The organism is Micropruina sp., assembly GCF_047602385.1.
Lineage (GTDB): Bacteria > Actinomycetota > Actinomycetes > Propionibacteriales > Propionibacteriaceae > Micropruina.
This window is the reverse complement of sequence record NZ_JASGHL010000005.1, coordinates 480,584-494,223: the sequence shown is the minus strand read 5'-3', so window position 1 is coordinate 494,223 and position 13,640 is coordinate 480,584. Positions and strand designations below refer to the sequence as shown.

The window sequence follows — 13,640 nt, the reverse complement described above, 5'->3', positions numbered from 1 at the left end:
CGTCGTCTCGCCTGGTCAGGCAGCCCGGCACTGAAATCGGTCGCCAGCTGACGAGCGCTCAGTGGTCGGGTCGACGTGAGCCGTCGCCGACCCGGATGGCAGCAGACGACGCCGATCGCGCTGCTGAGCGCCGGCCATGATGACCGCAGTCGACAACATCCATGATGACCGCAGTCGATAACATGATGATCTCGACCGGACGCGTCCGCTGGGGGCGGATGCGGCTCGCCGGATAGTCTCGGCGATGCTGTCTACCCCGGAGGAACCCATGTCGCGCGCGCTGGTCGATCGGGCACGCGCAATCCTCGACCAGAGCTGGACCAAGAACGCTCGGCTGGGCCTGCGGCTGATCATCGCCGCCACCCTGGTCACCATCGTGGTCGCGTTCATGGGGCCCTCGGCCGTGACCTTGCGACTGGGGCCGCGCTCGTCCTTCATGCCGCCGTGGTACCTGCCGTCCGGGCTGGTCAGCCTGAACGAGTGGGTGGCGGTGCTGTCGCTGTGGCTCGGTCTCGCCGCGGGGTCGATCGGGTTGTGGATCTGCTACCGCGCGGTCGATTCGGGCTGGCGCCCGAGCATTCACCGGTTGTTCGCGCTCGGCGCCGCGTTGTCGCTGGTGACGTCCCTGGTGCCGCCGCTGACCTCGGCCGACGTGCTGATGTACGCCGCCTACGGACGGCTGATGGTGCTCGGCTGGAACCCTTACGACATCGCGCCCGGCAATATCATCCGGCAGGAGTACGACCCGGTGATGCGTTGGGTCGAGGCGCCCTGGCAGGACACCCCGTCGGTCTACGGCCCGATCGCCACGTTCAGCCAGTGGCTGGCAGCGACGCTCGGCGGCGAGAGCATGCATCAGGTCGTCTTCTGGCTGCAGATGTTCGCGCTGCTGCCGTTCCTGGCGATCGCTTTCATCGCGGTCAAGATGGCCCACGGTGACCCAGCCGTCCAAACCCGTGCGGTGCTGTTCACCATCCTGAACCCGATCATGATCTGGTCGATCTGCGCTCAGGCGCACAACGAGCCGCTGACCCTGGTGTTCGCCGTCGTCGGGCTCTGGTTCATCAGGCGCAACGCCTGGCTGGCCGGCGTCGGCATCGGGCTGGCCGGCTGCGTGAAGGTCTCGCTGGTCTACTACGGCTTGGCGATGGTGTGGGGCTACCGGCACCAGCCGTGGAAGCTGATCCAGCTGTGCCTGGCCGCGGCGGTCACCATCGGCCTCGGCTACGGGTTGTTCGCCCCCGAGGCACTGTTCGCGGCGGCCCGGAACACCTCCTACGTCTCGGCCGGCTCCTGGGCGGAATGGCTGCTCGGGCTCGGCACGATCACGATCGGCGACGGCACCACCCGGCGGATCATCAGCCTGCTCGGCACTGCCGGCATGGTGACGATCGCCTGGATGTTGTCCCGGGTGCTGCCCTGGGTGACGACCCCAGGTGCCCCACCCGGGACCGATCCGCGCCGCGATCCGCTCACCATCACCGTGCGGACCGCCGCGCTGCTCACCGCGGCCTGGTTGATCACCTCGCCCTACACGCTCAGCTGGTACGACCTGATCACCTGGGTGCCGCTGGCGCTGATGGCCGCCAACCGGCTGGACGTGATCACCATGTGGCGTGGCACCTGGCTCTCGCTGGCCTATGTGGCGGGACGGGTGATTGAGTTCGGTCCGGGCGTGGTGATCGCCGGCTTCGTGATGCGGGACGTGCTGTGCACGGCCGCGCAGATGGCGGCGATCGTCTGGGTGGTCTGGTGGTGGCGCTCCGAGGGTGGCGAACTGCCCCGGCTGAGCCTGCTGCGGGACGCCTGGCGGCGGTTCCGTGGACGCCCGGCCGCGCCCTGACCTCCGGCTACACTCCCCGGATGAGTCAGGCGGACGGCGGACCCAGGCTCGGCAGAGCCGGGTCGGTGGCGCTGTCTCTGGTTGTGGCGGTGGTGCTGGTCACCCTCGCGCTGGGGGTGCTCGGCGCCGCTCGCGGCCCCGTGCTGCCGGCCCCGACAGTCCCGGCGCCCACCCCGGGGCCGGCCTCGACGATGCCCCGTCAGCCCGCCCAACGGGTCAGCGTCGATCCGCTGAGCCGGCGGCTGAGCGTCGAGCCGTATCTGTCCGGACAGCTGCCCGGCAAGCCGTTCGTCGTGGCCCCGGCCACCTTCACCAAGGGGTTGTTCGCCGAGGTGACGCTCTGCGGGGTGAGCGACGATCGCGGCTGGACGCCGGACAAGAACCTGCCGATCAGCGTCCTGGTCGCCGATCTGGAGCCCAAGACGGTGGTGGTCGGCGACCTGGACGCCACCGGGCGCGGCGTGCTCGCCGAGTTCGGCCGGCGACTCTACCGGGCCCTCTCGGACCTGCGGGTGGCTGACGTCCGCAGCGATCCCGAGACGGCGATCGGGCAGTATCCGGCGCGCTGGGCGCGCGCGACCGTGACCGGTGGACTGGCAGGTGCCGTCGAGCGGGTCGAATTGTCGATGCTTCTGGTCGCATTGCCGAACGGGCGGCACTTCGCCTACATCGAGGTGCGGCCGAATCATCCGGGGGCGTCCGGACACTTCCCGGCGATGGACCGGGCGGCGGCGTCCATCGTCGCGGTCGGCTGACGGCATAGCCGGAAGACGACTGATCGGCTTTCCGGGTCACCGGGCGCAAGAGACTTTCCGGGTCATCGGGCAAGAGAAGGGGGCGCAGATCGCCCACCGGGTGCGCTGCAGCAGGGGACATGATTGATCGGCGCTTCCCTAAGATGACCGGGTGACCCAGACAGCGCAGCCCGGTGGCGTGACGCGGCTGCTCGTCGTCGGCGCCGCTGCGGGAATGGGCCGCTGGCTTTCCGACCATCTGTTCGCCGAGCTGCCCTGGCAACGGGTGGTGCTGGTCGACACCGCCGCCTCGACGCAACTGCTGGAGAGCGCCGCCACCGCCTACGGCGCGACCCCGGTGGTGATCGGCACGCTCGACGAGGTCGGCGCCGAACTGGCCGAGCCGGGTTTCATCGCCTGCATCGCCGTTCCCGACGGCGCCGCCCTCGAGGTGCTCGGCGAGGTGGACGAGCTGCTGCCCGCCGATGCGCCGGTGATCATGGTGGGTGCGAGCTTCAGCTGGGCGCTCGGCGTGCTGGACGCGGTACCCGCCCGGACGGCGGTCGTACTGCACCCGCTGATGGACACCGCGGCGCGTTCCCTCGACGGCCAGACGGTGTGCGCCAGCGAGGTGCGCGGCGGATCGACCGGCTGGCTGGCTGAGGCGATCACCAGCCGCGGCGGCATCTACACGGTGCTGCCGGCCGCGCGGCACGACCGGATCATGACCTATGTGCTGGCGCTCACCCAGCAGGCGCTGCTGGGCTTCGTCACCGCGATCGCCGACAGCGGCCTCGACCTGACCGATGAGCTCTGGGCGGCCCGGACGCCGCTCTTCGAGGCGCTGCTCGGGCTGGCGGTCAGCCTGCTGGAGGAGAACCAGGAACTCAGCCTGGCGCACATCCAGGCCAGCGTGGACGGCGCGGTGGCGGCCACCGAACTTACCGCCGCGGTGGCGTCGATCAGCGCGGCGGCCGAGTCCCGCGACGGCCTGGTCACCCGGATCGCAGCGACCCGGGACCGGTTCAGCGGTGCGTTGTTCGACACCGTCCGCAACACTGCGGTCGCCACGCTCACCGCCGGCCAGTCGAAGCGGGCGGCGCTGGCCCGAGTCCGCCGGCTGGGCGGGTTGGTCGGCCTGCACCCGACCGGGCGTCCCGACAAGCTCCGGGTCGGACGGCTGGTCGACCTGACCCCGGTGCACCTGGTGCTCGAGGAGCTGCTGATCGGGCCATCCGGCAGCGCCGTGCTGCTGGACGGCCCCGGCGTGCGCAACGCGGCCCGGCTCGGGCGCCGCGGCAAACCCGTCCGGACCCGCTTCGGGATCGGGCACGTCGAGGTGCTCGCCGACGCCGAACTCGAAGTGGCCCTCGACCGCTGGCTCGGTCACGTCCTGCGGGACATTCGCTTCCTGGTGCCGGAGTCGGTGGCCGGCGACGGGGTGAAGTCGGTGGTGGGGGAGCAGCGCGGCATCGCGAAGGTCGTGCTGATCTCCGAAGCGGTGCGGACCGGTCAGCGGGCGGTGGTGATCCGGACCGCGATCCGGGCCGATCTCGACGTGGACGAAACCATCGAACGGCTCCGCCGGGCCGTCGAGGTTGCCTACGCGTGGCCGCACGGGGTGGCCCGTCCGGTGCGGGCCCGCGGGCTCGCGCTGCGTTACCTCGGTCCGCCCGGCACCTTCTCCGAGAACGCGGCCCGGCAATTCGCGGTCGGGCTGACCGGGTCCGGCGGCCACGACGTCCGGATCGAACCGGTGGAGTCCTTCGACGCGGTGCTGGCCGCCACCCGGGACGGCGGGCTCGGCGTGCTGCCGATCACCAGTTCGGCGTCCGGCCTGGTCACCCGCTCGACCCGGGCGCTGCTCGATTCGGACGTCGCGGTGGTCGCCGGCGGGGTGGTGGACGTCGCCGTCCGGTTCGACGCCTACGCGGCGGCGCCGGTGGTGCTGGCCGAGTTGCGCGGCGCCCCGGTGTTCAGCCATCCGCAGGCGCTCGCCCAGTGCACTGGGTTCGTCCGGCGCTGGGGACTGGTGCCGCAACCGTGCCCCTCCACCGCGGACGCCCTGGCCCTGCTGTCGGCGGCGGACGGTCCCGCGATCGCGCTGGCCTCGTCCGGTGCCGAGGCGGACCATCCGTTCGTGCATGTGGTTGAGCGCGAGATCGACGACCTGTCCGGTTCGATCACCCGGTTCGTGATCGTCGGCCAGCCCGGCGCCTTCGACGACCACCGGGACGGCTCCGACCCGACCCTGCGCGGCATCGTGCTGGCGCCCTCGGTGGCCGCGATCGCCCCGCTGGTCGGACGCGGCCCCGGCTTCGACGAACTGCTCACCGACGCCGCCGGCCACTGCCTGTGGGTGACCAGCCGGCCGCTCACCGATCTGCCGGACGGCGTCCGCGACCTGGGCGTGGTGCCGTGGTCGCCGCGGACGCCGGTGGTTCGCCCGACTCCCGGCTAGCGGAGACGGTCGTCCGCCGGATCAGCAGCCAGGCCAACGCCAGCAGCCACGCGCACCACAGCACGTAGCCGGCGAAGTTGGTCAGCGTCGCGATGCCGAGGACTGGAGCGAGCACGCCGGTGGCGATCAGTCCGGCGGCGGCTTGGCCGGCGACGGCCAGCCAGCGCGGCAGCACCGTCCCGGCCAGTGCGACGGCGACCAGGATGGTGAAGGTCGCGGTCAGCGCGTAGCCGATCGTCTCACCGATCACCCGGCCGAGCAGGTTGTGCAGGAACTCGAAGCGGGCCTCGGCCGCGGCCCGCTGCGCCGGGTCGAGCGCGTCGCGGGCGATCGCCGGCACCAGGAACACCCAGCGCTGCAACCCGATCACCTGGACGGCGGCCGCGGCGATGCCGGTACCGGCGATCCAGCGGCCCAGCGTGCCGCCGGCCAGCCGTCCCAGCCAGACCCCGGCGGGTCCCAGCAGCGCCGAACCGATCGCCAGCGCCGCGAACCACAGCCTGATCGCCGCCTGGTGTGCGCGATACAGCGCCAGGATCTCCTCGGTCGGGCGCTTGAGGATCTGTGGATAGTCGAACACCGCGCCGAGGGCGGTGAAACCGGCGATGGCCAGGGCCGCTGCAACGGCGAGGGCGAGGGCGGCCTTCCGCGCGGTGCCGCGGCGGCGCTCGAGAGTCGTGGTGGTGGTCATGGCGTGTGCTCCTTGAGTCGGGCCTGGACGGGTTGATGGAGGCGCTCGCGGTACCAGGCGACCGTGCTGCGGATCGCCTGGTCGAGCGGCGTGGAGTGGTCGCCGAAGGCGGTCCAGAATTTGCTGTCGTCGACCACCCAGGGCTCGGTGAACTGGTAAAGCGTGTGCAGGTACTCACGCATCGCCGGCTGGAACAGCGCCATCGCGCGCAGCAGCCATCCCCCGGCGGCGAGCAGCCGCGGCGGAGTGCCGGCGGCGGCGTAGACGGCCTCGACGGTGGCACGGATCGTCCGGGTCTCGGTGACCGGCAGATGCCAGATCTGCCCGGTCGCGCCGTCCGCGGTGCCGAGCCGGACGAGGCCGGCCGCGACGTCCGGTGCGTAGGAGTAGGAGTGCGGCTGGCGCGGGTCGCCCATCAGTTGCGCCGTCTTTCCCTGGACGGCCGCACCGAAGACCGCGTCGCCGAGCGCCGACTGGGTGACGCCCGGCCCGAAGTAGTCCGAGGCACGGCCGATCGCCACCTGTACCCGTCCGGCGTGGTGCGCGGCCAGCAGTGCGGCGGTCATCGCCGCCCGCGTCGCGGACTTGGCCGAGCTGGGACGGGCGGACATCGTCTCGACCAGCGGCCGGCCGCCGCTGGGGCCGTAGGCGTACAGGTTGTCCAGTACGACCAGCCGGGCGCCGGCCGCGGCGGCGCCGTCCAGCACGCCGCGCTGCAGGGTGGGAACTCCTGCGGCCAACGCGCGTAGTTGGCGGCGTTGAGGCAGAAGTAGACGGTGTCCGCGCCGCGGCAGACGCGCGTGGTGAACGCGGCATCGGTCGCGTCGCCGGCGACCACCCGGGCACCGGCGACGCTGCCGCGGCCGCTGCGATTGACCGCGGTCACCTCGTGTCCGTCCGACACCAGCGCGTCGATCAGGTGGCGGCCGATCTGGCCGGTTCCGAAGACGATGTGCCGGGTCATGACCGCTGCTCCCGCCCGCGGATGATCGGCAGGACGCCGGTCAGGGCGGTCACGACGAGCGCGCCGATCGACCCGAAGACGGTGAACCGGTCGCCCACCTGGACGCCGATCGCGGTGGTCACCGCCCAGCCGGTCGCCCAGGCCGCGGCCAGATACGCCGGCCAGGCAGCGGCGAGTGGCCCGGCCCGGCGGGCCAGGACGACGGCCTGGCCGACACCCACGAGCGCCCCGGACACCGCGCCCTGCAGCGCCAACTGAGGCAGCGTGGTGCCGAAGCCGACCAGCAACGCCCCGGCCATCAGCCCGAGCGCGAGGCCGGCGCCGGTGCCGGCCACCCAGGCCACGGCGTCCACCCGGCCGAGTCGGAGCGCCCAGGCTTGGACGACGCCGATCACGACTCCGGTCAGCAGGCCGCCGAGGACGGCGGCGGCTGGCGAGTCGACGGGACCGACCAGCAGCATCGCGGCGAGTCCGCCGAGCGGGAAGCCGGCGAATGAGACTGTCCAGCGCAGCAGCGGCCGGAGCCGCTTGGCGGGTGGTGCCTGAGTGAGGGTCATCGAAGTTTCCTTTCATTGGGATCGGTGGATCGCTGCCCGGCGAGCCAGGCGGCCAGCAGGTGATCCGGGTAGCTGGCCAGGTGGTCGCGGATCAGCGCGTCGAACAGTTCGGCCTGGCCCTCCAGCCGCATCCGCGCGAGCGCGACCAGCTGCCGCTCGCGGGTGGACGTGGCCAGGGCGGCGGCTCGACGCAGCGGGGCCGAGTCCCCGGCCAGCACGCCGGCGGCGACCAGCAGACCGACCGAGTCCGAACCGGCCGACGCCCGGACGAGGTCAGCGCCCGCCGCCGGGTCGCCGCCGATCAGCCGGCGAAGCAGGATGTCGTCGGCGTCCGCATCTCGTCGCGTTCGATTCATGTCCATCAGCGTCACCTCCACCGCTGACGAACCGCTGACGACGACTGACGGCCCACCCGGCAGTGCCGCAGGCGCCGTCCAGACCGTACGCTCGGTGCGTGCTCACCGTGGGGGTGCTGGGTGCCGTCGAGGTTCGCCGCGACGGTCTCGCGGTCGCCCTTCCGGCCGGCAAGACCACCGAACTGCTGGCCCGGCTGGCACTCGACGCGGGGCATCCGGTCCGGGTCGACGTGCTGATCGACGACCTCTGGGGCGTGCCCACCGGCCGCAACACGCTGCAGGCGAAGGTCTCGCAGCTGCGCCGCAGCCTCGCCGAGCCGGGCGTCGTCCGCGCCCTCGACGGCGCCTACCTGCTCGACCTCGAACCGGACGCCGTCGACGCCGAGCGGGCCGTCCGCCTCGCCGACGCCGCCGAACGCGCCCAGCTCGCTGGGGATGCTGCGACCGCACTGGACCTGTCCCGCGAAGGGGTGGTGCTGTTCCGGGGCGACCTGCTGCCGTTGGCCGGATCGTGGGCGGCGGTGCACCGCACCCGGCTCGACGAGACCCGCTGGAGCCTGATCGAGACCATGGTCGCGGCCCGCGTCGACCTCGGCGCAGGTGCCGAACTGGTCGCCGAACTCGAAGGCCTGATCGCCCAACAGCCCTTGCGGGAAGGGCTGTGGCGGGCGCTGATCACGGTCCTGTACCGGTCCGGACGGCAAAGCGACGCGCTCGCCGCCTACCGGCGAATCCGGGAGCGGCTGGCCGGCGAACTCGGGCTTGAGCCGGGACCGCAGCTGCGGCGACTGGAACTGGACGTGCTGCGGCATCACCCGCGGCTGGGGGAGCCCCGGCTCGAAACCGCTCGGCCCGGCAACGTCGTCCGGCCACCGCAGCCCCTGGTCGGACGCGACCGGGAGCTGGCCTCGGCCGACGAGGCCATGGAGCAGTCGTCGCTGGTCACGCTGATCGGCCCCGCCGGTGTCGGCAAAACCCGGCTGGCCACCGAGATCGCAGCACGTTCGACCGTGCCGGGCGGCGCCTGGCTGATCCGGCTGGAAAGCCTCGACGACTCCTCCGACCTGCTCCAGGCGATCGCCCACACCCTGCGGGTACCGAGCGATCCGGACGCCGTCCGCGACCGGCTGACCGGTGCCGACACCCTGCTCGTGCTGGACAACTGCGAGCACCTGATCGCCCAGGCCGCCGCCACCGTGGACCGGCTGCTCGGCGAGGTTCCCCGGCTCAGCCTGCTCGCCACCAGCCAGGTTCCGCTCGGTCTGGACGCCGAACAGGTCCTGGTGCTGCCGACCCTGGCGCCCGCCGAGTCGCGGCGGCTGTTCGAGCAACGGGCTCGGCGTCACCGCCGCGGCTTCACCGTCGAGGCCCGGCATGAGCAGCTCCTCGCCGACGTCTGCGCCCGGCTGGACCACCTGCCGCTGGCCATCGAGCTGGCCGCCGCCCGGGTCCGGTCGCTGCCGGTGGACGAGATCGCCCGGCGGCTGGACAACCGGTTCGCCCTGCTCCGCGACCCGGGCAGCCACCAGCCGCCACGAAGACGGGCGCTGGAGGCCGCCATCGCCTGGAGCTACGAGCTGCTCTTTCCCGACGAACGCCGCGGGCTGTGGGCGCTGTCCTGTTTCGCCGGTGGAGCGACGCTGAGCGCTCTCGAAGCCGTGCTGGCCGCACTCGAGGTGCCCGACACCGCGGTTCTCGACACCATCACCCGCCTGGTGGACCGCTCGCTGGTCGTGCTGGACGACGGCTCCGAGGCCGCGCCGCGCTACCGGCTGCTGGACAGCGTCCGGCTGTTCGCCGCCGGCCGGCTGGCCGAGTCAGGTGCGGAGACGTCCGCCCGGCTGGCCCATGCTCGCTGGTACGCCGACCGGGCGGCCTGGTGTGCCGGCCACATCGTCACGCCGAGTCAGCCCGACTGCCTGGCGTACGCCCGCGCCGAGCGGGCCGACATCGACGCGGCGCTGGCCTGGAGCCGGCGCAACGATCCGTCGATCGCGGCCGCCATCGGCCTGGGCATGGCCTGGACCTGGGTGGTGCTCGGCGACGGTGCGGCCGGCGCCGCCCGGGTGCGGGACGCCGTGGCGACGGCCGCGCCGGCTGATCGCGCCCGCGGCCTGCTCGCCGCGGTGTGGCTGGAGGCATCGGCCGGTGACCTCACCGTGGCCGAGCGCGACCTCCTACTCGCGGCGGCGCTCGCCGAAGCCCTGAGCGACGACCTGCTGGCCGCCGACGTCCGCTGGTATCGGGCGTTCGTGGCGATCCAGCGGGGTGACGCGGACGCCGCCCGCTCCGAATCAGGCGCCGCGCTGCGGGTGTATCGACAGTCCGGCTCCGACTGGTCGATCGCCGCCGGCCTGCTGCTGGCCGCCTACGGTGCGCTGATGGCGGGAGATGTCGCGTCGGCGGACCGCGACGCCGGTGCGGCGGTCGCCCTGATCGGCGCCACCGGTGACGCCTGGGGCCTCATCCACGGCAACGCCATTCTCGGCGGGGTGGCGCAGGGCCAGGGCCGGCTGGGCGAGGCGGCGACCGCTTTCGAGGCGGCGGCCGAGGCCGCCCGGCGACTTGGCTTCGCCGGTCAGGCGGCGCTGCACCGGGCGTCCCTGGCTCGCTGTCTGGCCAGGGCCGGCGACCCGGGCGCCGAGGCGGCCTTCGAACAGGCGCTGACCGACGCGACCGCGGTCGCCGACGGCCGCCTGCAGGCCTCCGTGCGGCTGCAGTTGGCGCGACTGCTCCGCTCGCACGGCGACCCCGAGCGGGCGACACGTCTGGTCGAGCAGAACGCGCACTGGTACGCGAGGTCGGGCGGCGGTGACCTGATGCTGCTGAATCGCATCGAACGCGCGGCGCTCGCCGGCGATGAGGAAGCACTGACGTTGCTGGCGGACCAGGCCCGGGCGGCCGGGGACATCGAGTCGGTGGTCGCCGCCCTGGATGCCCTGGCCCTGTGCGCGGCGCGCTCGGGAGATCTCGGACGGGCGCGCGACCTGCTCGGCCGTGCCGATGAGGAGATGGCGGCCGCGCCCTACCTGCTGCAGCACACCGAGCGGTACGACGCCGTGGCCGCTCGGGCCCTCACCGAGCCCGCGGCTCGGCGGTGACAGGTCACCGCTGGGGCGCCATCACGGTCAGGGTCTGCGGCACCACCCGGGCGGCCATCCGTCGGCATTCGCCGGCCGCGTCCCCGTCGAGTTGGTACTCCACCGGCTCGGACGCCTCGATCAGCACCCGGCGTCCCTGCCCCCGGTCGATCTCGGACGCCTCCGGCACCGGCAGCAGCACACTGGTGGTGATCCGCAGCCAGTCCGCGACGTTGCCCGGGGACGCGATGAACAGGTCGAGCAGCCCGTCGTCGAACTGGGCGTCGGGCAGCAGTTGGACGTTGCCCTGCAACTGGCCGACGTTACCGACGATCACCAGCCCGGCGTGCCGTTCGATCGGCTTGTCGTCGTCGAGGGTGACGGTCACGTCGAAGGACGGCAGCGCGGCGGCATCGCCGGCGGCCATCACGTAGGCGGCCGGGCCGAGGATCTTCTTCAGGCCCTCGTCGGTGCCGCTCATGATCCGGGCGTCCAAGCCCACGCCGGCCATCACCGCGATGTGCTCGGGCTCCTGTTCGTCGATCGTCACCTCGACCAGGTCGATCCGGTCCCGGCGCCCTTCCAGGATCACCCGGAGCGCCTCGGACTCGTCCAGCGGAATGCCCAGGTTGCGGGCCAGCAGGTTGCCGGTCCCCGACGGCAGCAGGCCGAGCGGGACGTCGGTGCCGGACAGCTCCGAGCAGACCACCCGGACCGTGCCGTCGCCGCCGGCCACCATCACCAGGTCGACCTCGGCCTTCAACGCCGCCCGGACCATGCCGCGTCCGGGATCGTCGACAGTCGTCTCCAGGAACAGCGGCGTCCAGCCGTACTCGCGGCAGTCGGTCTCGACGTGCCGCCGGAAAGCAGCCCAGTCGGGGATCTTGGTCGGGTTGACCACGATGGCGCAGCGCTTCGGGTTGCGGGCAGCCAGGGCCGCGGCGCGAGTGGGCCGCTCGGGCTGCATATGCACCCTCGCCACGGTGAGGGCGAGGCTGGCCGTGAACCCGCCGAACAGGATGCCGCCGACCAGGTCGCTGACCCAGTGCGCATGCAGCAGCCAGCGATCGAGGGCGACCAGCAGGATCATCCCAAGGCCCAGCCAGCGCCAGAACTCGATCGCTGCCCGAGGCTGCTTGGTGGTGGTCGTGGTGGCGATCACCACCAGGGCGGCGGTGACGATGGCGACCATGTGTCCGGACGGGTACGCGTAGCCGCTGTTGCTGATCAGCTCGGTGAGGGTGCCGGGCGGACGCGGTCGCGCGAACAGCAGCCGGGCCAGGTTCTGGCCGCCCCAGCCGAGGCCGATTGCCAGCACGACTCCCACGGTCAGGTTCCGCAGCCGCCGCCGGAACGCCCAGATGGCGATGCCCGCGAGCACGCAGTTCACCGGCAACGGGTGGAAGAGGATGGCGACTGCCGCGGCGATCTGGATAACCGGGTCCTGCCAGTGCGGCGTGGGCGCCTGAACGGCGTCCAAAGCGATGAGCGCGCCCGAGTACAGCAGCAGCGTCCACACCACGAAGCCCACCCCGAAGGTGATCGTGGCAAGCGGGCCGATGCCCGGCCGGCGGCTGCGCATGCGCCATTGTGGCACCCGGATAGCGGGACGCGGGGCGTCCGGCGCCGGCCGATAGGCTGAGCCGGTGATCGACCCGAAACTGTTACGCACCGAGCCCGACCGTCTGCGAGCCGCCCAAGAGGCCCGCGGCGAGTCCTCCGAGCTGATCGACCGGTTGGTCGAGGCGGATTCGGCACGCCGGTCGGCGATCGCGTCCTTCGAGTCGCTGCGGGCCGAGCAGAAGTCCTTCGGCAAGGAGGTCGCCCGGGCCAAGGGCGACGAGAAGGCCGCGCTGATCACCCGCACCCGGGAGCTTGCCGCGCAGGTGAAGGCGGCGGACGCGGCGGCGACCGAGGCGGCCACGCGGTTCGACGAGTTGCTGCTGACGCTGCCCAATCCGGTGTTCGACGACGTTCCGCGCGGCGGCGAGGACGACTTCGTGGTGGTCTCCGAGCACGGCACTCCGCGTGACTTCGCGGCGGAGGGCTTCACCCCGCGCGACCACTTGGAGCTGGGCGAACTGCTCGGCGCGATCGACATGCCGCGCGGTGCGAAGGTGTCCGGCGCGCGCTTCTACTTCCTCACCGGACAAGGCGCGATGCTGGAGTTGGCGCTGATCAACCTGGCCCTGGCCAAGGCGATGGAGTGGGGCTTCACGCCGATCCTGCCGCCGGCGCTGGTGAAGCCGTCCGCGATGGAGGGCACCGGCTTCCTCGGTCAGGCCGCGCAGGACGTCTACCACCTGCCGGCCGACGACCTGTATCTGGTCGGGACGTCCGAGGTGGCGCTGGCCGCTTACCACAGTGACGAGATCCTGGACGCCGCGACGTTGCCGCGGCGCTACGCCGGCTACTCGCCGTGCTATCGGCGCGAGGCGGGCAGCTACGGCAAGGACACCAAGGGCATCTTCCGGGTGCACTGGTTCGACAAGGTCGAGATGTTCGTCTACTGCCATCCCGACGAGGCGGACGACCTGCACCGCAAGCTGCTGGAGTTCGAGAAGGAGTTCATCACCGCGCTCGAGTTGCCGTTCCAGGTGCTCGAGGTGGCCTCCGGCGATCTGGGGCTGAGCGCGGCGCGCAAATTCGACTGCTACGGCTGGATCCCCAGCCAGGCCAAGTACCGCGAGATCACCTCGACCTCGAACTGCACCACCTTCCAGGCTCGCCGGCTGAACATCCGGATGCGCACCGAGGCCGGCATCGAGTCGGTGGCGACGCTGAACGGCACGCTGTGCGCGATGACCCGGATGATCATCTGCCTGCTGGAGAACCACCAGCAGCCGGACGGCTCGGTGCGCATCCCGGACGCCCTGCGTCCCTACCTGGGTGGGCGGGAGTTCCTCACCCCGGTCAGCTGACCTGGTTTGCCCTCGCCACGGCACCCCTGAAAG

10 protein-coding genes and 1 pseudogene are annotated in these 13,640 nt (G+C 72.2%); 5 read left to right on the top strand and 6 right to left on the bottom strand.

The window, feature by feature from the left end:
* The first annotated feature begins 268 nt into the window (after positions 1 to 268).
* The 3 genes from mptB (at position 269) to QM711_RS17775 (ending at position 5,038) form a co-directional block, all read left to right on the top strand.
* Positions 269 to 1,843, top strand: coding sequence for a polyprenol phosphomannose-dependent alpha 1,6 mannosyltransferase MptB (gene mptB / locus QM711_RS17785; protein ID WP_415101788.1), 1,575 nt, complete (start codon positions 269 to 271; stop codon positions 1,841 to 1,843).
* Positions 1,844 to 1,863: 20 nt separating this feature from the next.
* Entirely contained in the window at positions 1,864 to 2,598 is a 735-nt protein-coding gene (locus QM711_RS17780; protein WP_415101786.1) for a hypothetical protein, read from the top strand.
* Positions 2,599 to 2,749: 151 nt separating this feature from the next.
* Positions 2,750 to 5,038 carry a prephenate dehydratase domain-containing protein gene (locus QM711_RS17775; RefSeq protein ID WP_415101784.1) on the top strand — a complete coding sequence of 763 codons (2,289 nt, stop codon included), beginning with the start codon at positions 2,750 to 2,752 and terminating at the stop codon, positions 5,036 to 5,038.
* On the opposite strand, the gene QM711_RS17770 is transcribed toward QM711_RS17775, so the two are convergent.
* The 5 genes and pseudogenes from QM711_RS17770 to QM711_RS17750 all read right to left on the bottom strand — a co-directional run bounded on the left by QM711_RS17770 (position 4,953) and on the right by QM711_RS17750 (position 7,612).
* Complete coding sequence (locus QM711_RS17770; RefSeq protein ID WP_415101782.1) at positions 4,953 to 5,729, bottom strand: DUF4386 family protein; 777 nt, start codon at positions 5,727 to 5,729, stop codon at positions 4,953 to 4,955. The two genes, QM711_RS17775 and QM711_RS17770, sit on opposite strands and share 86 nt — an antisense overlap.
* The gene (locus tag QM711_RS17765) at positions 5,726 to 6,469 is read right to left on the bottom strand and encodes an NAD-dependent epimerase/dehydratase family protein (protein ID WP_415101780.1); all 744 of its coding nucleotides are present in this window, start codon (positions 6,467 to 6,469) and stop codon (positions 5,726 to 5,728) included. The genes QM711_RS17770 and QM711_RS17765 overlap by 4 nt, the downstream gene beginning before the upstream one ends.
* A 23-nt stretch (positions 6,470 to 6,492) precedes the next feature.
* A pseudogene (locus QM711_RS17760) lies at positions 6,493 to 6,693 on the bottom strand (NAD(P)H-binding protein); the annotation flags it as partial.
* Positions 6,690 to 7,250, bottom strand: a complete 561-nt coding sequence (locus QM711_RS17755) for a hypothetical protein (RefSeq protein WP_415101778.1) — start codon at positions 7,248 to 7,250, stop codon at positions 6,690 to 6,692. The gene QM711_RS17755 and the pseudogene QM711_RS17760, both read right to left, overlap by 4 nt.
* Complete coding sequence (locus QM711_RS17750; RefSeq protein WP_415101776.1) at positions 7,247 to 7,612, bottom strand: hypothetical protein; 366 nt, start codon at positions 7,610 to 7,612, stop codon at positions 7,247 to 7,249. The genes QM711_RS17755 and QM711_RS17750 overlap by 4 nt, the downstream gene beginning before the upstream one ends.
* A 92-nt stretch (positions 7,613 to 7,704) precedes the next feature.
* Here QM711_RS17750 and QM711_RS17745 point away from each other — a divergent pair, with 92 nt between their 5' ends.
* Complete coding sequence (locus tag QM711_RS17745; protein ID WP_415101774.1) at positions 7,705 to 10,707, top strand: BTAD domain-containing putative transcriptional regulator; 3,003 nt, start codon at positions 7,705 to 7,707, stop codon at positions 10,705 to 10,707.
* A gap of 4 nt (positions 10,708 to 10,711) precedes the next feature.
* Here QM711_RS17745 and QM711_RS17740 read toward each other — a convergent pair whose 3' ends face one another.
* Entirely contained in the window at positions 10,712 to 12,268 is a 1,557-nt protein-coding gene (locus tag QM711_RS17740; protein WP_415101772.1) for a diacylglycerol kinase family protein, read from the bottom strand.
* A gap of 64 nt (positions 12,269 to 12,332) precedes the next feature.
* Here QM711_RS17740 and serS point away from each other — a divergent pair, with 64 nt between their 5' ends.
* The gene (gene serS, locus QM711_RS17735; protein ID WP_415101770.1) at positions 12,333 to 13,607 is read left to right on the top strand and encodes a serine--tRNA ligase; all 1,275 of its coding nucleotides are present in this window, start codon (positions 12,333 to 12,335) and stop codon (positions 13,605 to 13,607) included.
* The last annotated feature ends 33 nt before the right edge of the window (positions 13,608 to 13,640 follow it).

Excerpts from the sequence above, each read along its gene's own strand:
- mptB (WP_415101788.1), top strand. The coding sequence starts at position 269 with ATGTCGCGCGCGCTGGTCGATCGGGCACGCGCAATCCTCGACCAGAGC.
- QM711_RS17780 (WP_415101786.1), top strand. The coding sequence starts at position 1,864 with ATGAGTCAGGCGGACGGCGGACCCAGGCTCGGCAGAGCCGGGTCGGTG.
- QM711_RS17770 (WP_415101782.1), bottom strand. The coding sequence starts at position 5,729 with ATGACCACCACCACGACTCTCGAGCGCCGCCGCGGCACCGCGCGGAAG.
- QM711_RS17755 (WP_415101778.1), bottom strand. The coding sequence starts at position 7,250 with ATGACCCTCACTCAGGCACCACCCGCCAAGCGGCTCCGGCCGCTGCTG.
- QM711_RS17750 (WP_415101776.1), bottom strand. The coding sequence starts at position 7,612 with ATGGACATGAATCGAACGCGACGAGATGCGGACGCCGACGACATCCTG.
- QM711_RS17740 (WP_415101772.1), bottom strand. The coding sequence starts at position 12,268 with ATGCGCAGCCGCCGGCCGGGCATCGGCCCGCTTGCCACGATCACCTTC.